The following is a 20,684-nucleotide window of genomic DNA, read 5'->3' on the forward strand; positions in this document are numbered from 1 at the left end:
ATCATGTCGAGGGGCATCGCGACCGTGCAGACTCCCGGCCGTCGCCGGAGGTCGGAGGGCAAGAAGGCCGCGATCTTGGACGCGGCGGAGGCGCTGTTCGTCGCCGAGGGGTACGAGCGGGCGAGCGTGGACGCCATCGCGGCTCGCGCGCAGGTCTCCAAGCGCACCGTCTACGACCACTTCGGGGAGAAGGGGACGATCTTCCTACGGGTGCTCGAACGCGTGAACGACGCGCTGGCGAGCACCGTCCGCGCCGCGATCGACGAGGAGCTGACGCCGGGGCGCGACCTGCGCGAGGCGCTGACGGCGTTCGCCCGGCGCGTCGTCCTGCGCACCTTCCCGTCGTCGGACTACGTGACCTTCCGCCGCCTCACCGCGCAGCACTGGGCGACGCCCCGGCTGCCCGAGGACGTGCGCGACCGCCCCGAGCGGATGCTGGAGGAGCGCTTCGCCGCGCTCGCGGCGGCCGGCGAGATCCGCGCCGCCGATCCCCGCGTCGCGGCCCGGCACTTCACGGCCCTGACGGTCGGCCTCGCGCTCGACACGCTCGACACGCTCGACGACCGGCGGGACGGCGAGCCGGACAAGCCGGACGAGCCGGAGATCCTCGCCGTCATCGCCGACGGCGTGGACGCGTTCCTGCGCGCCTACCGCTGAGCGTCCCCGTCCGGGACGAGCGGCACGGTGCGCACGCACCGCCCCTCCTCGTCCAGGACGCGGCCCAGCAGCTTGGTCATCCTCAGCACCACCGAGCGGTCCTGAACGCGCAGCTCCGGCAGCTCCCGCCCCATCCGCCACTCCAGGTCGTGCACCTCGGCCGGCGAGCGCAGCCACGCGTCGACGATCACGTTGAACGGCCCAGCCACGAACGTCGAGGCCCGGACCCCCGGCAGCGCCCGGATGCGCTCCTCCGCACCGCCCAGGTCGTGGACGTCCAGTGAGCCGAAGAACACCGCGGAGACCGACCGGCCGGACAGATGGCGGGAGACGTCGCAGCGAATGGTGACCAGTCCCGCCTCCAGCATGCGGGACAGCCTGCGGCGGGCGGTCACCGGGCTGACGCCCGCGTGCTCGGCGAGCCGTTCGAACGACATCCGCCCGTCGAGGTGCAACGCGCGCAGGATGCGCGTGTCGGCGTCGGTGAGCGCGTCGGCGGCGTCGGAGCGCGGCCCCGGGCGCGCTCCGAGGCGGCGCCGCTGCTCGGGGCTGAGCGCGCCCTCCCGCCAGCGGCTGGCCTCCAGGGTCGATCCGGTGACCACATGGCTGCGGACCCGCGCGATCCCCGGGACCCGCCCGACGAGGTCGAGCAGGTACGCCGACAGCGCGTCGAGCGTGGGCGCCTGCGCGAGCAGCATCACGTCCCGCGCGCCGCTGGTCACCTTGACCGTGGCCGCCTGCGGGTCCTCCGCGAGCGCGAGCGCGACGTCGGCCGACCGCCCGTGCGAGCAGTCGACCTCCACCAGCGCGCACGCCGGGGTCAGGCGTCCCGAGGGGTACGCGGTGACCCAGGCCACCCCCTCGGACTCCAGCCGCGCCCAGCGCCGGCTCACCGTCACCGGGTCCACGCCGAGCACTCCCCCGAGCTTCTGCCAGCTCGCCCGCGGCGCCGACCGCACCGCGTCGACGATCGCGACGTCGAGTTCATCGAAGGACGCGGCCATTGCGCGCCGGCTCCTTTCCTGCACAAACCTGGCCTGCGATGTCGATTTCCTGCATTTCGGCGGCCGTTTCCCGAGGTCACCCTACCGTGACCACCGTCACAGCGGAGCGAGCGAGATTGGCGACGAGTGCGAGTGAACGACGCAGCCGCCCTGCGGATCCACAACGTACGGCTCATCGACGGCACCGGGGCCGAGGCCGTGGACGATGCCGTGCTCGAGGCCGACGCCGACGGCTGGATCACCTACGCGGGCCCCGCGGCGCGGGCGCCCGAGGCACGCCCGGGGGTGCGGACGATCGACGGCGCGGGCGGGACCCTGCTCCCGGGACTGTTCGACTGCCACACCCATCTCGGCGTCGCCTCCGATCGGTCGCTCGTGGAGACCGCGCTGCTGACCGACCCTGTCGTGAACGTGTTCCAGACGGCCGAGCGGCTGCGCCGGACGCTCGAGGCCGGCATCACGTCGGTCCGTGACCTGGGCGGGCTGCCCGCCGGATTCCGCGACGCCGTCGCCGCCGGACTCATCCCGGGCCCGCGCGTGCAGACGTCCGTCGGCGTGATCAGCCACACCGGCGGGCACGCCGACGACACGATGCCCGGCGGCAGGCGGCTCGGCATCGAGTACTGCGAGCTCGCCGACGACGTGGCGGGCGTGCGGAGCGCCGCGCGGCGGATGCTGCGCGACGGCGCCGACCTCGTCAAGATCTGCACGAGCGGCGGGATCAGCAGCGCCCGCGACGATCCGGACGATCAGGATCTCCTCGACGAGGAGATCGCGGCGGTCGTGGACGAGGCGGACCGCCACCGGGGGCGGGCGGTCGCCGCGCACGCGCAGGGGCGGGCCGGCGTCCTCGCCGCGATCCGCGGCGGCGTCCGCTCGGTCGAGCACGGCTTCGGCATCGACGACGAGGGCTGCGACCTGCTCGGCGAGCGGGGCGCGTTCCTCGTGCCGACCCTGTCGGCCGTCTTCCGGCCGCTGGACCCGGCGACGACCACGCCGTGGCGCTACCGGAAGAAGCTGCGCTGGAACGAGCGGGCCAAGGAGAACATCGCCGAGGCGATCGCGCGCAAGGTGAACATCGCGATGGGCACGGACGCCGGCATCGCCCCGCACGGGCGGAACCTCGCCGAACTGTCGTACCTGGTGGAGCTGGGCATGTCGCCCATGGAGGCGATCCGCGCGGCGACGTCCACCGGCGCGCGACTCCTCGGCGTGCAGGACACGCTCGGGACGCTGCGCGCCGGGTACGCCGCGGACCTCGTCCTCTGCGCGGGGGACCCGCTGCGGGACATCGGTGTGCTCGCGGCGCCCGAGAACATCGTCCTCGTCGCCCAACAGGGCGTCATCCGCAAGCTCGCGCCGCCCGCCACCGACCCGTCCCCGGAGCCGACGGCCGACCGGAACGGCCGCCCCGCCAAGGCGCGCCGCTGACCGCGGACCCACGGGACCAAGGGACCAAGGGTCCGTCCCCCCACCCGCCCCGGGGCGACAACCGCCGGGGCGTCCGGCAGCAGAAAGGAACCGCTCATGCAAGAGATGAGCTCCCGTGCCACGACGGAGGAGCCGTCCACCGGCCTGCAGACCGGCTGGAACGGCCGGGTGATCGGCTACGTCGCCATCCTCATGCTGGTGAACGTCATGGTGGACACCGTGGTCACCGCGCCGTCCTTCATCATCGCCCAGCTCAAGGACGCCTTCCAGACCACCCACTTCGCCTGGCTCGACATGAGCGCGATGCTGGCGGGCGCGATGTGGTCGCCGCTGCTCGGCAAGGCGGCCGACATCCACGGCAAGCGCCGGATCCTCGTGTTCACGCTGCTGGTCGCCGCGCTGGGCGGGATCGTGTGCCTGATCGCCCCGAACCTCGCCGTCTTCGTCCTCGGGCGGGCCCTGCAAGGCGCCGCGGTCGCGTCGCTGTTCCTCACCGTCGCGCTCATCCGGGACGTCTGCGCGTCCAGGTTCGCCATGGTCGTGACCGGGGTGGTGACCTCGGGCTCGGCCGCCTTCGGGATCGTGACCCCGTTCGTCCTGCAGATCGCGACGGCCGCGTTCGGCTGGCGGTTCGTGTTCGTGGTCGCCGCGGGGTTCGCGGCCGTGGGCGCGCTGTGCGTACGCCTCGCGATCCCGAACTCCGCGGTCAGGACGCCGGGCAGACTCGACGTCGCGGGCGCCCTCGTGCTCGGCGGCGGGCTCGCGGGGGTGCTCATGTACATCAGCCTCGGGCAGGACCTCGGCTGGCTGGGAATCCTTCCGCTGGCCGTCCTCGCCGCGGGCGTCGTGGCGCTGCTCGTCTGGTTCCTCGTGCTGAGCCGCGCGCCCGAGCCCGTGATCGACATCCGCGCCATCACGCCGACCCTCGGGCTCGGTTTCCTCGTGGTCACCATGGGGACGGGCGCCTACCGGAGCATGCTCTCGCTGTTCGGCCTGCTGGTCGACGTCGCCCCCGAGGACGGCCTCGGCTACGGCATCGCGGGCCCGGCGGCGCTCGGCCTGATGTTCGGCGTCCCCTCGTTCGGGATCACGCTCGGCGGCATCCTGGCGGGCGCGGTCGCGACGCGCGTGGGCCCCGCCTGGCCCCTCGCCGCCGGTCTGGTGACGGGGACGACCGCGGCCCTGGTGATGTTCGTCGCCGGATCCGGGAATCTCGCGATCGCCGCGGTCTGCTCGTTCATGCTCAGCCTCACGGCCGGCTCGATGGTCACCTCGGGCTTCAACCTGGCGTCCCTCCTGACGTCGCCGGAGAAGCAGGGCACGATCTCCAGCGTGGTCATGGTCATGATCGCGATCGGGTCGGTGATGATGTCCTTCATCGGCACGGCGATCCTCAACTCGACGGACATGGTCGTCGGCGGGGAGACGGTGAACTCCTCGCTCGGCGTGCACACCTACATCGCCGTCGGCGGCTGCGCGTTCGTCCTCGCCGCGATCCCCATGACGCTTCTCATTCGCAGGATGCGCCGATCTGGGGTCACGGGCGGGCCCGCGGTGCGGGGCTAGAGGCCGGGGAGGGGACATGACGAAGACGAATCTCGCACCGGCGAGTCCGGCGCAGGCGCGGCACCCGTACAGTCCGGTGCGCGAGACCGAGGGCGGGCTGGTCTACATCTCCGGGCAGCTCGGCGTCGCCGACGGCAGGATCGTGGCCGGTGGCGTCGCCGCCGAGACGCGCCAGGCCCTGGCGAATCTGCACGGCAGGCTGACGTCGGCGGGCCTGGACTTCCGCGACCTCGTGAAGATCACGGTCTATCTGGCGTCGATGGACGACCGCAACGCCATGGACGCCGTCTACCAGGAGACCCTTCCCGAGCCGTTGCCGGCCCGCACGTGCATCGCCGTCGCGGAGCTGCCCTACCGCGCCCGGGTCGAGCTGGACGCCATCGCGGCCAGGGGCCCGGCGGCGTCGCGCCCGCGCCTTCGCGACACCACGACAATGCCCGCCCGCACTCCCACTGACGCCCCCACTGACGCCTCCGCTGGCACCCCCGCTAGCACTCCCGCTGACGCCCCCACTAGCACCCCCGCTGGCACCCCCGCCGCCGCTGCCGGGACGCTGTCGGATCTCGCGGTGACCGTACGCGACATCCGCGCGGCCCGTGCCCGGATCGCCGGGGAGGTCCTGCGGACGCCGCTGCTGCCCGCCCCCTGGGCACCCGGGGATCTATGGCTGAAGGCCGAGAGCCTCCAGCCGACCGGCGCCTTCAAGCTCCGCGGGGCCATGAACGCGATCGGCCTGCTTGCGCCGGACGCCCGAGCACGGGGCGTCGTCACGCACTCCAGCGGCAACCACGGCCAGGCCGTCGCCTGGGCCGCACGCGCGGCCGGCGTACCCGCCGTGATCGTCATGCCGCTCGGGGCGGCGGCGGTCAAGGTGGACGCGACCAGGGCGCTGGGCGCCGAGGTGATCATGGTTCCCGCCGACGAGCGGGAGTCCGCGGTCGAGGCCGTACGGGCGGAGCGGGGGATGGCGCCGGTCCCGCCCTTCGACCATGCCGACGTCATCGCCGGGCAGGGGACGCTCGCCCTGGAGATGATCGAGGACCTGGACGCCATCGACACGGTGCTCGTGCCGGTCGGCGGCGGCGGGCTGATCTCCGGGGTGGGGGTCGCGGTCGCGTCGCTGTCCCCGCGCACCCGGATCGTGGGGGTGGAGCCGGAGCCGGCCGCGGACGCGCGCGACTCGCTGGCGAGCGGACGCCGGGTCGCGTGGGACTCCGCGGCGACCCGGGGCACGATCGCCGACGGGACGCGGTCGCCGGTCGTCGGCGAGATCACCTTCCCCATCATGCGGGCGACGGTCGACGAGATCGTCACCGTACGCGAGGATGAGATCCTGGCGGCGGTCGGCATCCTGGCCCGCCGCGCCCGTCTCGTCGCCGAACCCAGCGGCGCCCTCGGCGTCGCCGCCCACCTCGCCGATCCGGGCAGGTACGGGCGGGCGGTCGCCGTCCTCTCCGGCGGCAACATCGACCCGGCCGTCCTCGCCCGCGCACTCGCCCCGCCGTTCGCGGAGACGTCGCCGACATGACCCGTCGCCGGCATGACCCGTCCGACGGACGACGCGCCGGCTCCCGTCCGGCGGCATTCGCCGAGGCGACGCCCGGCCGTGCCTTGTCACGGACCCGCCTGCGTCCCGGCGGCGCGCCACGGGCACGATCGACAACACACGCTGCAGATGGAACAGAGAGGACATCAGGTGCGACTGGCGAGCATTCTGCGGGACGGCCGAGCGGTCCCCGCCCTGGTCGGCGACCGGGGCGTGGTCGCGATCGAGGACCTCAAGCCGGGCCTTCCCGCCGACGCCATGGCGTTCGTGGACCTGGAGGCCTGGCCTGACGTTGTGGCCCTCGCGCGGCAGGCCCCCGACGGCGTCTTCCTCCCCAAGGGCGACGTCGTCTTCACCGCGCCGTACCGCCGCCCGCGCAAGATCTGGGGCATCGGCCTCAACTATCGCGACCACGCCGCCGACCTGAACGAGAGCACGCCGGACCAGCCGGCGTCGTTCATCAAGGCGGACCACACGATCATCGGGCCCGACGAGCCGATCGTGATCCCCCGCCAGAGCCGCCGTACCACCGTCGAGGCCGAACTGGGGATCATCATCGGGCGGTACTGCCGCGACGTGTCCGAGGACGAGGCCTTCGATTACGTCTGGGGCGTGACCACGATCCTCGACCAGACCGCGGAGGACATTCTGCAGCTCAACCCGCGTTACCTCACGCGGTCGAAGAACTTCCCGACGTTCTTCTGTTTCGGCCCGGAACTGGTGCCGATGTCACTGGTGCGGGAACGGTTCGGGTCGCTGGAGGAGATCGAGGTGACGACGGTGGTCAACGGCGACCGGCGCCGCTCGAACGTCGTGGCCAACATGACCCATCGCCCGGCGTCGCTGATCAGCTTCCACAGCCAGATGATGCCGCTGTTCCCCGGCGACATCATCTCGACCGGGACCCCCGGCGCGATCGTGGTCGCCGACGGCGACTTCGCCGAGGCCGTCATCCCCGGCATCGGGCGCCTGGGCACCGGGGTGAAGGCCGAGAAGTGAGCCACGGCGGGCCGGTCACGGCCGCTCGCCTGGCCGGGCACTCAACGGAAGCGAACATATGGATCTGAACCTGAAGGACAAGGTGGCGCTGGTCTTCGGCGCGGGCGGCGGCCTGGGCGGCGCGATCGCCGACGCGCTCGCCGCCGAGGGCGCCAAGGTCGGCCTCGCCGACGTCAACGAGGAGGCGCTCGACGCCGCCCGCGAACGGCTGGACGGCCGGACGGCGGTCGCCGTGCGGCGGTGGGATCTTACGGATCTCGACGCGATTCCCGGGAACATCGCGAGCATCGAGGAGCGGCTCGGTGCGATCGACATCGTCGTGCACATGACCGGCGGTCCCCCGCCCACCCCGGTCTCCGGACAGGACCCGGCCGCCTGGTCGCGCCACTTCCAGTCGATGGTGCTGCCGGTCATCGCCATCACCGACGCCCTGCTGCCGGGCATGCGGGAGCGGGGCTGGGGACGGGTCATCACGAGCACGTCCAGCGGAGTCGTCGCGCCGATCCCCAACCTCGGCCTGTCCAACGCCCTACGGTCGAGTCTGGTGGGGTGGAGCAAGACGCTCGCCCGCGAGGTGGGGCCGTACGGGGTCACGAGCAACATCGTCGTGCCGGGCCGGATCGCGACCGCCCGCATCACCCGGTTGGACGAGGCCAAGGCGGCCCGGGAGGGCCGGTCGGTGGAGGACGTCGCCGCCGAAAGCGTCGCCTCGATCCCCCTCGGCCGGTACGGCAGGCCGTCCGAGTACGCCGACGTGGTGGCCTTCCTGGCGAGTCCTCGATCGGGATACATCACCGGGAGCATGATCCGGGTCGACGGCGGTCTCATCGCCTCGGTGTGAGCGGTCACGACACGTCGACGCCCGCCACGACGGTGACGAACACGCCGACCGACTCCCCCGGCCTGCGCCGTTCGCCGCTCACCGCACGGTCAGCCGATGGCCTCTGGAGCGGCCGGGGATGCCTGGTCCACGGTACGGCCGAGCAGGTGCAATGGCCCGGCGTCGACGCCCGCGGCTGCCATACTCTCCCAGTAGGCGAGGGCGGGCGGCAGGCTCACCAGGCCGTGGACCAGGGGAAGGTCGGGATGCGCGGCCCGAAGCAGCGATTCGAGCCGGCAGGAGGCGATCGTGCCGGGGAGCCAGGGCTGCGACGCGTACCCCAGGGCCGCCGCAGGGGGGAGCCCTTCGGCGATTCGCCGTTCGACGTCGCGGACGGCCAGCAGGCCGCCGCCCACGATCAGGGCGTCGCGCCGTTCCGTCATCCTGGCCAGGGCCTTTCCCGTGTCGAAGCAGTGCGGGAAGGAGTCGTCGACGACGATCGCGCCGGGCCGGAGCCGGTCGATGTCGAGCAGCGCGCCGCCGCCGCTGACCGCGCTCACGATGAGGCCGGACTCGTACACGGCTGCGGGCAGGGCCGGATCGGACTCGTGCGTCTCGACTGCTTCCGCCAGGCCGCGGCCGATCAGATCCGCGGCCAGCTCGGCGAGGCGGGGGCCGCTTCCCGCGACGTCGCACAGGATCAGCCGGGCGGGCGGCCGGGCGGCCAGCGTCAGGAGCAGTTCCAGGGACGCCCTGCCGATCGAGCCGAGGCCGACCACCGCGACGGTGAGCGCGTCCAGGGTGTGCCCCGAGCGCCGGAGCGCGGCGTGGACGGTCTTGACCACGGACACGACGGTCGCCGCGTGGCCGGTGGTGATGTCCGCCGTCGTTCCGGTCGCGCGCAGGACGTCGAAGCCGTACCCGGTGAGCGAGGGGATCATCCCGGCGAGGGAGACGCAGCGGGCGCCCAGCGACGCGGCGTACTCCACCGCCCCGGCCGTACGCCCGGCCAGATCGGGGGTGTTCGCGAGCTCGTCGGCGAACAACGGCAGGCACACGAAGCCGGACCGGCCCAGCGGGGTGCCGATCTCCTCGACCAGGCGGGGGCGGCTCTCGGGGAAGAGCAGGCTCCGCAGCCGCTCGCGCGGCCACGCCCCCGCGTCGGCTCCGGCGAGCGCGGCGAGGTGCCCGGGCGCGGGCAGGTAGCCGATCAGTGCGGCGTCCAGCACGCGCGCCGCCCCGCCGGTGCCGCCTTGGGGGCGCGCGGCGGCATTCAGCTCGTCCTGCAGCAGGCGTGCGAACGCGTCGAAGGCCGCCTGCGTGAAGGCCGTGGCGGAGGCGCGCAGCGCGAGCCGCAGTTCCCCGGACCCGACCGGCCGCGCGGCCAGGAAGGTGTCGGTGCCGACCGGCGGCGGGGCCGATTCGGCGTCGATGTCGTCCCAGGTCAGGGTCAAGGTGTCGCCCTTGAGCGGTCCAAGCGCGGAGAAGTCGAGGAAGGTGAGGAAGAACTGCGCGGCCACCGGCGGGTTCCCGCCCTCCTGGATGCCCTCCCCGCCTTCGCCGCGGGCGGCGGCCACTTCGGCGGCGATCCTGCGCAGGTCGTCGGCGAAGGCGCGGCGCGTCGTGCCCCGGCCGCCCGTCCCGTCCGGCGGGCTCGGCCGCAGGGGTACGGCGGCGGCGAAGGGCCCGAACACCAGGTGCGCGTCGGGCAGTCCGTGATCACGGCCGGTTACGGCGAGCCCGAGGATGAGGTCGTCCTGGCCGGTGACGGCGACCAGGGCCCGGTAGTACGCGGTGAGGACCGGGGCGAAGAGCGTCGTCCCCGCCTCGCGGGCCATCCGGCGCAGGGCCGCCACCCGGCCGGGGCCGAGCGTGAACGCGGCGGATCGGTACGCCGACGCAAGCACGGAACCGTCGCGCGTGCCGCCCAGGACCGGACGCCGGTACGGGATGTCGAACCGGGCGCGCCGCCCGGCGGTCGCGGATTCGCGTTCCAGCAGCGCCACATGGTCGCGGAAGGTGCTGCGCAGCGGCGGCGGCTCGGCGGCGTCGCCGCGCAGCAGGCGGTCGTACGCGGCGAGCAGCTCGCGGCCCAGCAGCGCCACGCTGTATCCGTCGCCGATCAGGTGATGGGCGTTGACGATCAGCACGTGCTCGTCGGGCGCGAGCGTGATCAGCCGGAGCCGCAGCAGCGGCCACGCCCACGACTCGAACCGGCGGGCGCGTTCGTCGGCGATTCTCGACGGCAGCGCGTCCCGGTCGGTCAGGGTCTCGAAGGCGACGGGGATCCGTACGGCGGGTGGAAGTTCCTGCTGGACGGGCGGGCGGGCACCGGCGGGGAACATGGTGCGCAGCATGCCGTGGCGGACGACGCACGCGTCCACGGCGCGCTGGAACGCGTCCCGATTCACCCGCCCGTGCACCCGTACGCAGGCCGGCCAGGTGGAGGGGGCGTCGGGCGCGATCGCCTCGGCGAGCAGGAATCCGCGCTGGGAGGGGGTGAGCGGGAACGGCGTGGGACCGCTCCGGCCGTCGCCTCCCAGGGCGTTGCCATGCGCCGGTGCGCCGTGCTCGGTCCCGGCCCGGTCCACCGCGGCGGCCAGGGCGGCGAGGGTCGGGTGGGCGTAGACGACGGTGGGCCTGGGCAGCGCCGGGATCTGGTCGCGCAGCCGTGCGAACACCTGGAGGATGAGGATGGAGTCTCCGCCGAGCGCGAAGAAGTCGTCGTCCCGGCCGATCGACGGGACGTCCAGGAGCTCGGCCCAGATCCGCGCCAGCAGGGTCTCGGTCGGCGTCATCGGCGCCGCCGACGCCGCGTCGCCGTCCGACGGCCGTTTTGCGACGTTCCCGGCGTCGGCGGATCGGGACGCGAGGTCGCCGAGCCCGCTGCGGTCGATCTTCCCGGTGGCGGTGAGCGGAAGCTCGTCCACGACGTGGATTCGGGAGGGAAGCAGGTACGCGGGCAGCATCCCGGCCAGGTACGCGCGCAGGTCCACGGCGTCGGGCGGGGAGGCACCAGGCCGGGGTTCGACGAAGGCGACGAGGCGATCGCCCCGCAGGATGACGGCGGCGCGGGCGACGGCGGGATGCGTCTGCGCCGCCGCCTCGATCTCCCCGGGCTCCACCCGGTATCCGCGTACCTTCACCTGGTCGTCCAGGCGGCCGAGAAACTGCAAATCGCCGTCCGGTGTGCGGACGACCCGGTCGCCGCTGCGATACCAGCGTCTCCCGTCGCGTTCGGTGAACGCCGCCTGCGTCAGTTCCGGCTCGCCCAGGTATCCCGGGGTGAGGCCCACGCCGGAGATGAGCAGTTCGCCGGGCTCGCCGGGCTCGCATCGCCGTCCGTCCGGGCCCACCACCTCGACGTACGTCCCGGCGATGGGACGTCCGATCGGCACGAAACGGACATCGTCGGCGGGACGGGCGTCGATGATGTGAAAGGTGGCGTTGATGGTCGCCTCGGTCGGCCCGTACAGGTTGGCGATCCGCTGCCCCGGGCCGAACAGGTCATACCAGCGCCGCACGTGCGCCGCAGGCAGCGCCTCCCCGCCCACATGGATCCAGCGCAACGCCGCGAGGTCCGGCTTCCTCCCGCCGTTCCGCATCCGGGTCTCCGCGGCGTCGAGCAGCCGTGACCACAGGCCGGGCACCGAGCTCCACACGGTGATCCGCCCCTGCTCGACCCTGTCCAGCAGCGCCTCGGGATCCCGGACCAGGTGCCTCGGGAAGGTGACCACGGTGGCCCCGACCAGCAGCGGCGCGAGAATCTGGCGCACCGAGGCGTCGAAGCACGCTGAGGCGGTCTGGGTGAGCCGGTCGCCGCCACGGTAGCCGAACGTGGCCAGCGCCCAGTCCAGATAGTTCTCCATTGAGCGGTGCGTGATCGGCACCCCTTTGGGGCGGCCGGTGGAACCCGACGTGAAGATCACGTAGGCGACCGCTTCGGGCGTGATGTCCATGACCTCGTCGTACGGCGGCGCGGGCGACCGGTCGTCGACGGCGACGAGCGCGGCGGACGCGGTGTCGGCCAGCGTCGTCGCCGCGGCGAGAGTCCCGTCATGGCAGACGACGACCCGCGCCCCGGTACGCGCCAGTTGCCAGGCCAGCCGCGACGGCGGATACGTGGCGTCCAGTGGCACCCATCCGGCCCCCGCCCGCAGAATCCCGACGACGCCCGCCACGGTGTCGACGCCGGGTTCGGTGAGCAGCCCCACCAGGTCACCGGCGGCGACGCCGGCCGCCCGCAGACGGGAGGCTAGGGCCGCGGAAACGCGATCGAGCTGGGCGTACGTCATCGTGGCCTCGCCGGTGTCCACGGCGATGGCGTCCGGCGTCGCGAGAACCTGCGCCCTCAGCCGCGCGACAACGCCGCCCGACCGTGTCTCATCTCGCGCTGTCTCATCCCGCGCCGTCTCATCGCGGGCCGTCTCATCTCGCGCCGTCTCTTTTCGGGCCGTCTCTTTTCGGGCCGTCTCATCTCGCGCTGTCTCATCGCGGGCCGTCTCATCGCGGGCCGTCTCATCTCGCGCCGCCGCGACCGGCGCTGCCACAACCTTCGATGCCGTGGCCTGCGGTTCCACAGCCTCCTGCGGCAGGATCTCCCGTTTCGCTCCATGCTCCGCCCGGTGTGTCGCACCGTGTCGCACGCTCTGTGATGCGACAGCCCCCGGCTCGGCATGTTCCCTCATGCGGTGGGGCGCGTGGACCGCCGCCGCCAGTTCGGCGAGGTGTTGCCCGGCGAGTTCGCCGATCGTCGCCCGCTCGAACAACCTCGCCGGGAAATTCCACGAGAAATGCAGCTCGTCGCCGGACTCCCAGCACAGCAGACTCAGCCGCGTGGCGGCCGACGCGGTCCCTGCGGCGGCCGACCTGACCCGGACCGGACAGTCGGGATCGAGAGAGATCGGAAAACGGGCGAAGCTGAACGACGCGGGGCTGACCGTGCGGGGCCCGGCCGCGCGGCCGGGCAGCAGCCGGGCCAGATCCAGGCTGGTGGGCCGGGCGTGCCGCTCCCCCACCGACCACGTGTCCCGCAGCCGCGCCGCGAGCGCGTGCACGGATTCGCCGGGCACGACCCGAGCCAACAGCGGCAGGGTGTCGGCCAGCGGCCCGACGATCCCCTCGACTCCGGGCAGCCGCATGTCGCGGCGGGCCCGGGCGATGTTCACGGCCACATCCCGCCGATCGCCGCTCCATCGGGACAGGCACCGCAGGTACGCGGCGAGCAGCAAATGGAACACGGACACGCCGTGCGCGGCGGCCACGTCGCGCAGCGCGGCCGACAGGTCCGGTCCGATCGCGACCTGATGGGCCAGCAGCGGAGCCACGGGCGGCCCGTGCGGATCCCCGTCGTAGGGAAGCGCGAGCGGCTCACCGCGACGAGCGAGTACTTCCCGCCAGTACGCCAGATCGTCCCGGAAGGCCGCCTCCGAACGTTCCGCACGCAACCGCGCCGCGTACACGCGAAACGTGGCGTCCAGCGAAGGCAGGCAAGGCGTCCTGCCCCTGGCGAGCGCGGTGTAGACGTCCCAGAGTTCCCGGTTGAGGATGTTGAGGCTGAAACCGTCGGCCGCAGCATGGTGGACCACGACGACGAGGTGGGCACTGTCGGCGCCGTTTCGCACGAGCAACGCGCGGATGGGAGCCTCGGTGGCGAGGTCGAACGGCCGGTTGCACAGCGCCGTCTCGATCGCCGCCAACTCCTCGTCGTCCGCGCACACGCCGGGGCGTACCTCGTACCAGCCGGGCGTCGCGCCGTCACCGGAGGGGACGAAGATCTGCACGGGCGAGTCGCCACCGGCGCGGACGCGCAGGCGGAGCATGGGATGGCGGTCGGAGAGATGCCCCAGCGCTTGCCCCAACAGCTCGGGATCCAGCGGCCCTTCGATGGTCTGGCGCACATATCCAAAGGCGGCGACATCCGGATATAGGCGACTCTGCGCGTGGAACGCGAGCTGTATCGGGGTCAACGGAAACGCGTCGCCGGTCACCGCCTCACGGCGGTCCCGCAGCGCACCATCATCCTGCGAACCACCGCCCGGAAATCCGCCACCGCGCAAGGACTCACCTTGAGATGCACCCAGCGCACCGTCCCCGTGCGAACCACCGCCCGGCAAGCCACCTCCGCGCAAGGACCCACCCTGAGATGCGCCGTCCAGGAAGGTTCCGTCTCGGGCTACGTCACCCTGCACGTCGTGGTTGCGCAGTGCGTCGGCCTGGCGCGGCTCACCGGTCTGGAGGTGCGCCGCCAGTTCACGCAGCGTCCGGTGTTCGAAGAACAGCGTGATCGGTAGCGACCGCCCCAGTTCCCGCTCCAGGCGCTTGACCAGATCAACGGCCGTGAGCGAGTCGAGCCCGAGGCCGAGAAACGGCTCGTCGTCGCCGATGTCGTCCACCGGACGCCGCAGCGCCGCGGCGACGAGCCGACGCAGCAGGTCCGCGATGTCCTCGGCCTGCCGATCCGAGCCCACCGAGCGGGGCTGGGACGCACTCACGGCGACACTTACAGGGGCGCTCACGGAGATGACGGCGTCGGGATGAGACTCCTTCGGGCCGCCGCTGGCGCGCGAAGCCGATTGCGGATCCGGCTCCAGGTCGGCGATCAGCACCTGGGCGGCCTCGATCCCGCAGGCGTCGCGCACTGCCCCGAGTGCCTCGGCGAGGGCCAGCGGCCTGAGACCGGAAACTCCGCCCGCAGGCAGTCCTGCGGCCACACCGGTCCCGGCGACCGCGGCGAGATTCAGTGCCAGCCACGGCCGCCCTGCCGCACGCTCGGCGGCGGCGAAGGCGTCGAGGAAGGCGTTGGCCGCCGCGTAATCGCCGAGGGCACCGGCCAGGCCGGGCAGCACCGAGGACACCGAGGAGAAGGCCACACAGATCGCGGGACGCAAACCGTGCCGGAGGATCCCGCGTGCCAGCAGGAGGCTGCCCCGCGTCTTCGCAGCCAGGTTCCCGGCAACCTCCTCGACGGTTTTCGCCCGAAGCGTCCCCGGTCGTACCACCCCCGCGGCGTGGAACACCGCGTCCAGATGCGGCAAATCCGCGAGCACGGCGTCGACGTCGGCCTCGCGCGCCACATCGGCGACGCGGTACTCCGCGACCGCGCCGCGTGCCCGCAGGTCGGCCAGCAGCCCGGCCGGCGGTTCCGGCGATCTGCCGATCAGCACCAGCGTCGGCCGCCCCCGGTCGGCGAGGTCCCGCGCGAGCGCGCCGCCGATCCCCCCACCGCCCCCGGTGATCAGGTACACGCCTTCGGCGGGCAACGCCACAGCCCCTGCCTCAATCGGCCCGGTCACATGGCCAAGCCGCCCACCACCCCCAGCCCTCACACCTCCGCCATCCGCAGACAACACCGCCGCCCCCGCCTCAACCGGCCCGGCCACACGGCCAAACCGCCCACCACCCCCAGCCCTCACACCTCCGCCATCCGCAGACAACACCGCCGCCCCCGCCTCAACCGGCCCGGCCACACGGCCAAACCGCCTGCCGCCTCGCCAGGCGATCGTGACCGCGTTCACCGCCTCCCTCCGAGCCCCACCCCGGGCCGCGAGTTCCCGGTCGAGCGCGGACAGCCGCATGGCGAGATCGTCCAGCGACGACAGGTCCACGCTCCGGGCCTCCACGCCGGGCAGTTCGTCCGGCAGCGCCGACGTGAGCCCGGTGAGCACCGCCTGCGCCGGACGCGGGCGCTCCGCCCCCTCGCCGGTGACGTGGACGTCCTCGGTGACGACGAGCACCCGCGACCTGTCCTCCGCCAGGCGCGGCAGCAGCCCGTGAAGGTCACGCACCATGGCGAGCTGCGCGGCCTCCAGGGCGTCCGCCGAATCCGGCTCCACGGCCGGGCCGCCGAACAAGACCACGACGTCCGGACGCGGCCCCCGCTCCCCGATCGGGTCTCGCAGCACAGCGACGTCACGCCCGGCGAGCCGGTCCGCCAGCGCGCGGGAGAGCGGACAGTCCGGACCGGCCAGCAGCACCGTGTGCGGCTCGGGGCCGCCGGTCAATGGCGCGTCCTCCCAGACGAACCGGTGCAGCAGCCGACGCGGCGAGGCCGTCGGCCAGTACCGTCGCCGCTGGAACGGGTAGGTCGGCACGGCGACGCGCGCCCGTCCGGCGTCCAGGGCCGTGCGGTCCAGGCTTACGCCGTGTTCCCAGAGCCGCCCCACCATCTCCAGCAGGCCGCGTACGCCGTCCTCGCCCCGGTTCGCCAATATGACCGGCGTCCGCCCCCACCCCGCCGCGACCTCCCGGACGGCCCCGCTCAGGACAGGCCCGGAGCCGAGCTCCAGGAAGAGGTCGTAGCCGTCGTCGAGCATCCGCTCCACAGCCGCGCCGAAGCGGACCGGCCGCGCCGCGTGCTCCCGCAGGTAGCCGGGGTCGAGGTCCGGCTGCCACTCGGCGGTGACCGTGCTGATCAGCGGCAGGGCGTACGGGTGGAGGGTCACGGCCCTCGCCACCTCGGCCAGCGGCCCCAGCGCCGGATCCATCAGCGGCGAGTGGAAGGCGTGGGACACCTCAAGCCGCCGTACGGCGACGCCCCGACCGGTCAGCTCGCGCACGGCGTGATCGACGGCCTGCGGCGTCCCGGCGACGACCGTCCGCCCCGGCGCATTGATCGCCGCTACGCTCAGCGCGCCCCCGGATCCGGCCACGAGTTCCGCCACGGTCTCCTCGCCCGCGTGCACGGCGGCCATGGTGCCCGGGGCGCACAGGTCCCGCATCAGCCGTCCCCGCTCCGCCGCGAACCGTACGGCGTCGCCGATCGTGAGCCGCCCCGCGACACAGGCGGCGGCGATCTCGCCGACGCTGTGCCCCGCGACGGCGTCCGGTGTGATCCCCCAGGCCCGCATCTGACGGGCGAGCGCGACCCCGTACGCCACCAGCAGCGGTTGCGCGATGTCCGTCCGCGCGAGTTCGGCCGGGGAGACGCCGGGATCCAGGCACCAGGCGGACAGACTCCGCCCCCCGATCTCACCGGCGAGATCGGACGCCTCCTCCAAGACCTCCCGGAACACCGGCGCGTCCGCGTACAGGGCGCGCCCCTGCCCGGGACGTTGCGCCCCCTGCCCGGGCAGCAGCAGGACCAGCCGCGGCCGGGACCCGGCCGACCTGCCCGCCGGTCCCGCCTCCAACCGCTCGGCGAGATCGCCGTCGCACACCAGGGCGAGCCGGTGGGACCCCTCGTCGCGTGCCGCGGCCACCGCCGCGCAGACATCCCCCTCGTCGAGCTCCGGATGCTCCCGCAGGTGCCGCGCCAGCTCGGCCGCGGCGGCCCGCAGCCCCGGCGCACTGCGCGCCGACAACGTGAGCAGCCGGGGCCGCGCGGACACCGAGGCGCCGGACGGCCTCCGGGCGGGGGGCTCCGCGAGGATGGCGTGCGCGTTGGTGCCGCCGAAGCCGAACGCGTTGACCCCGGCGATCAGCGGCCCGGGCTCGTCCCAGTCACGCGCCTCTGCCACCACCTCGAAACCCGAACCGTGCAGCGCCGACGCCGACGGCGCGTGGTGCAGGGACGGGGGCAGCCTGCGGTGTCCGAGCGCCAGCAGCACCTTGACCAGGCCGGGCATGCCCGCCGAGTTGAGCAGATGGCCGATGTTGGTCTTGACCGAGCCGAGCAGCCGGGGGCGTCCGTCGGCGCGCGGCGGAAAGGCGTGCACGAGGGAGGCGATCTCGACGGGATCCCCGATCGCCGTTCCCGTGCCATGGGCCTCCACATACGACACGCCGCCGGGGTCGACCCCCGCCTCGCGATACGCCTGGGTGATCACCTCCCGCTGCGTCGCCGGGTTGGGCGCCATCAGGCTCAGCGAGCGGCCGTCGTTGTTCACGGCGGTGCCGAGCAGCACGGCCACGATGGGATCCCCGGCCCGTTGCGCGTCGTCGAGGCGCGACAGCACCACGGCCGCGCCGCCCTCCCCCGGGACGAAACCGTCGGCGGCGGCCCCGAACGTGTGGCAGCGCCCGGTCGGCGACAGTGCCTGGATCTTCTCCAGCGACGCGTACCCGTCGGGGGTGAGGTTGAGGTTCACGCCGCCGACGACTGCGACATCGCATTCGCCCTGCTGCAGGCTGCGGCGCGCCAGGTGCAGGGCGACGAGCGCGGACGAGCAGGCGGTGTCGACGACGAGCGCGGGACCGGTCAGGTCCAGGCAGTGCGCGACCCGCGCGGCGAGCATGTTGCCGAGCGTTCCGATCAGCGCCGACGCGGGCGGCCCCGCCTCGCCGTACGCCTGTTCGAGCAGCCGCCGGTACCCGCTCTCCCCCGCCGCGGCGAACACCCCGACCCGCAGTCCCCGCCGCCTTGGCCCGGCGTACCCGGCCCGCTCCAGAGCCTCGTGGGCCAACTCAAGAAAGATCCGGGCCTGCGGATCGGTCGCGACGGCCTCCTCCTCGCCGATGCCGAAGTACCCGGCGTCGAAGGCGGCCGGGTCGTCGAGGAACGCGCCCCACCGGCCCGCCGAACCCGCGGGGTCCGCCCACCGCCCGGCCGGTACGCCGCCGACGACGTCGCGCCCCCGCACGAGCAGATCCCAAAACGCCTCGGGCGTGTCGGCCCCGGGAAAACGGCACGCCATCGCGGTCACGGCGATCACCGGGCCGCCCGGATCGCCGTCCCGCCGCTCCGGTTCCTCGCCCCGCCCGCCCCCGGCGAGCACCAGACCCGCGAGCCCGGCCACGGTGTCGTGGTCGCGGACATCCGCGGGCCGCAGCGAGACGCCGAACTCGTCCTCCACGGCGGCGAGGACCTCCATCGCCTTGATCGACGATCCGCCGAGGGCGAAGAACCGGTCGTCCGGCCCGATGCCGGTGGCGGGCAGGCCGAGCACCCGAGCCCAGATGCCGCGGATCCCGCTCTCCACTTCCCTGCGGGAACGAGGCTCGGACGTGCCCGGGCCGCGCTCCCGGCCATCGGCGGCGGCCGTCGCCTGAAACACCTCGAACTCCGCGTACGCCCCCGCCTCGAAGCGCTCCCGCATCACCCCCCGGCGCAGCTTCCCGCTCGTCGTGCGCGGGAACGCCCGCGCGGACAGGGCCACCACCCGCACGTCGTCATGTCCGATCGCGGCGCCGACCCGGGCCGCGACCTCACGCGCCACACCACCCCTCCCGCCCGTTCCCGACGGTCCGGCCGCCGTGGCCGCCTTCGCCGGGACGAAGACCACCACCCGTTCCCGGCCGGACGACGGGTCGGCGGACCCGACGACCGCCACCGGGCCACGCGGCAGGCCGGGCGTGCCCGCCGCCACCTCCTCGAGGTCGGCGGCGTGGTACGTGGTTCCGTTGACGAAGACGACGTCCTTGAACCGGCCGGTCACACACAGCCGCCCCCGGTCGAGGAAGCCCAGGTCCCCGGTGCGCAGCCACCCCCCGCCGAAGGCGGCCGCGGTCTCCTCCGGAGCCCGGTGATACCCGCGCCCGAGTTGCGGCCCGCGTACCACGATGTGCCCGACGCGCCGGTCCCCGAGGGCCGCGCCCGCGTCGTCCACGATCCGCACCTCGCACCCCGGCACGGGACGTCCCACCGGCATGAGCTCCACGGCGTGCGCCCCCGGCCCGGCGTCCACCGCCCGCCCGCGGCCGAGTTCGGCCCTGTCCAGCACGAGCGGCTCGGCCACCTCCCCCGGCGGCGGCATCGTGACCGCGAGCGTCGCCTCGGCGAGGCCGTACACCGGCTGAAGCGCCCGCGCGGCGAGCCCGGTCACCGACATCCGGCGGGCGAACGCGCGCCACACCGCCGGAGAGATCGGCTCCGCGCCCACGAGGACCAACCGGACGCTCGTCAAATCCAGCCGGGCGAGCGTCTCCTCCGGCACCCGCCGCTCCACCAGCGCCAAGGCGAAGTTCGCCGCGCAGAGCACCGTCGCCCGGTGCCGCGCCGCCGTCTCCAGCCACAGCGCGGGCCGTTTCGCGAAGGACAGCGGCCCCAGCCTCACCTGTTTGATCCGCGCGGCGAGCGGCGCGAGGTGGGTGCCGATCAGCCCCATGTCGTGGAAGTAGGGCATCCAGCTGACGACCACGTCGTCCGGGCCGGCCTGTGTCGCCGCCCGGATCTGCTCCAGATTCGCCAGTACGCCCGCGTGCGTCAGCTCGACGCCCTTGGGCGCCCCGGTGCTGCCCGAGGAGAACTGCAGGAACGCCACGTCATCCGGCGCCCGCACGGGCAGGGCCACAGGCGGGCGACCCTCGCGCAACTCGTCCAGCGGCAGGGGCCGCACGCCGTCCCCCAGCGCCGCGAGCAACGGCGCGGTGGCCGTATCGACGGCGACGGGCGGCCGACCGAGGAACTCCCACACGGGGAGGACCCGCCGCTTGTCGGGTGCGAGGGGCACCGGCAGGAGACCGGCGGCGAGGATTCCCCAGAACAGCGGCTGGAAGTCATCGCTACGGTCCGCGATGAGGGGCACCGGACTCCCGGGCGTCAGACCGGCGTCGAGCAGGCCGCCGGCGACCCGCAGGGACTCCTCCCACAAGGCGCGATAGGTGACGACGCGTTCGCCGCCGTCGCCGCGGATGTGCACGATGACCTGGTCCGGCGCCTCCTCGGCCGCTCTCCGCAGCACGTCCGGCACCACCGCCGCACGGCCCATCACCGCACCCGCCTTCCACCGGCTCTTCGGCCGGCTCCTGTCGCGCCGATAGGAGAAGGGAGCCGTGGCACCGT

8 protein-coding genes are annotated in these 20,684 nt (G+C 73.6%); 6 read left to right on the top strand and 2 right to left on the bottom strand.

The genetic code is table 11. From position 1 onward, the window contains the following. Nucleotides 1-3 precede the first annotated feature (3 nt). Nucleotides 4-657 (top strand): TetR/AcrR family transcriptional regulator, encoded by a 654-nt coding sequence (locus AB0K60_RS15955; protein ID WP_364054315.1) that lies wholly within the window; start codon nucleotides 4-6, stop codon nucleotides 655-657. On the opposite strand, the gene AB0K60_RS15960 is transcribed toward AB0K60_RS15955, so the two are convergent. Next, entirely contained in the window at nucleotides 648-1,661 is a 1,014-nt protein-coding gene (locus AB0K60_RS15960) for an AsnC family transcriptional regulator (protein ID WP_364054318.1), read from the bottom strand. The genes AB0K60_RS15955 and AB0K60_RS15960 overlap by 10 nt on opposite strands. Before the next feature lie 132 nt (nucleotides 1,662-1,793). On the opposite strand from AB0K60_RS15960, the gene AB0K60_RS15965 reads away from it, so the two are divergent. The 5 genes from AB0K60_RS15965 to AB0K60_RS15985 all read left to right on the top strand — a co-directional run bounded on the left by AB0K60_RS15965 (nucleotide 1,794) and on the right by AB0K60_RS15985 (nucleotide 8,044). Next, nucleotides 1,794-3,092, top strand: coding sequence for an amidohydrolase family protein (locus AB0K60_RS15965; protein WP_364054321.1), 1,299 nt, complete (start codon nucleotides 1,794-1,796; stop codon nucleotides 3,090-3,092). A gap of 96 nt (nucleotides 3,093-3,188) precedes the next feature. After that, nucleotides 3,189-4,658, top strand: coding sequence for an MFS transporter (locus AB0K60_RS15970; RefSeq protein WP_364054324.1), 1,470 nt, complete (start codon nucleotides 3,189-3,191; stop codon nucleotides 4,656-4,658). Nucleotides 4,659-4,674: 16 nt separating this feature from the next. Further along, nucleotides 4,675-6,186: a pyridoxal-phosphate dependent enzyme gene (locus tag AB0K60_RS15975; RefSeq protein WP_364054327.1), complete on the top strand. Its 1,512-nt coding sequence runs from the start codon at nucleotides 4,675-4,677 to the stop codon at nucleotides 6,184-6,186. A 168-nt stretch (nucleotides 6,187-6,354) separates the two neighbouring features. Next, nucleotides 6,355-7,203 carry a fumarylacetoacetate hydrolase family protein gene (locus AB0K60_RS15980; RefSeq protein ID WP_364054330.1) on the top strand — a complete coding sequence of 283 codons (849 nt, stop codon included), beginning with the start codon at nucleotides 6,355-6,357 and terminating at the stop codon, nucleotides 7,201-7,203. Between the two features lie 58 nt (nucleotides 7,204-7,261). Continuing rightward, a complete protein-coding gene (locus AB0K60_RS15985; RefSeq protein WP_364054333.1) occupies nucleotides 7,262-8,044 on the top strand; it encodes an SDR family oxidoreductase in 783 nt (260 codons plus the stop codon). 89 nt (nucleotides 8,045-8,133) lie between these two features. Here AB0K60_RS15985 and AB0K60_RS15990 read toward each other — a convergent pair whose 3' ends face one another. Beyond that, the gene (locus tag AB0K60_RS15990) at nucleotides 8,134-20,610 is read right to left on the bottom strand and encodes an amino acid adenylation domain-containing protein (protein WP_364054859.1); all 12,477 of its coding nucleotides are present in this window, start codon (nucleotides 20,608-20,610) and stop codon (nucleotides 8,134-8,136) included. Nucleotides 20,611-20,684: the final 74 nt, after the last annotated feature.

Source organism: Thermopolyspora sp. NPDC052614 (assembly GCF_040678635.1).
In the GTDB taxonomy this organism is placed as follows: Bacteria; Actinomycetota; Actinomycetes; order Streptosporangiales; family Streptosporangiaceae; genus Thermopolyspora.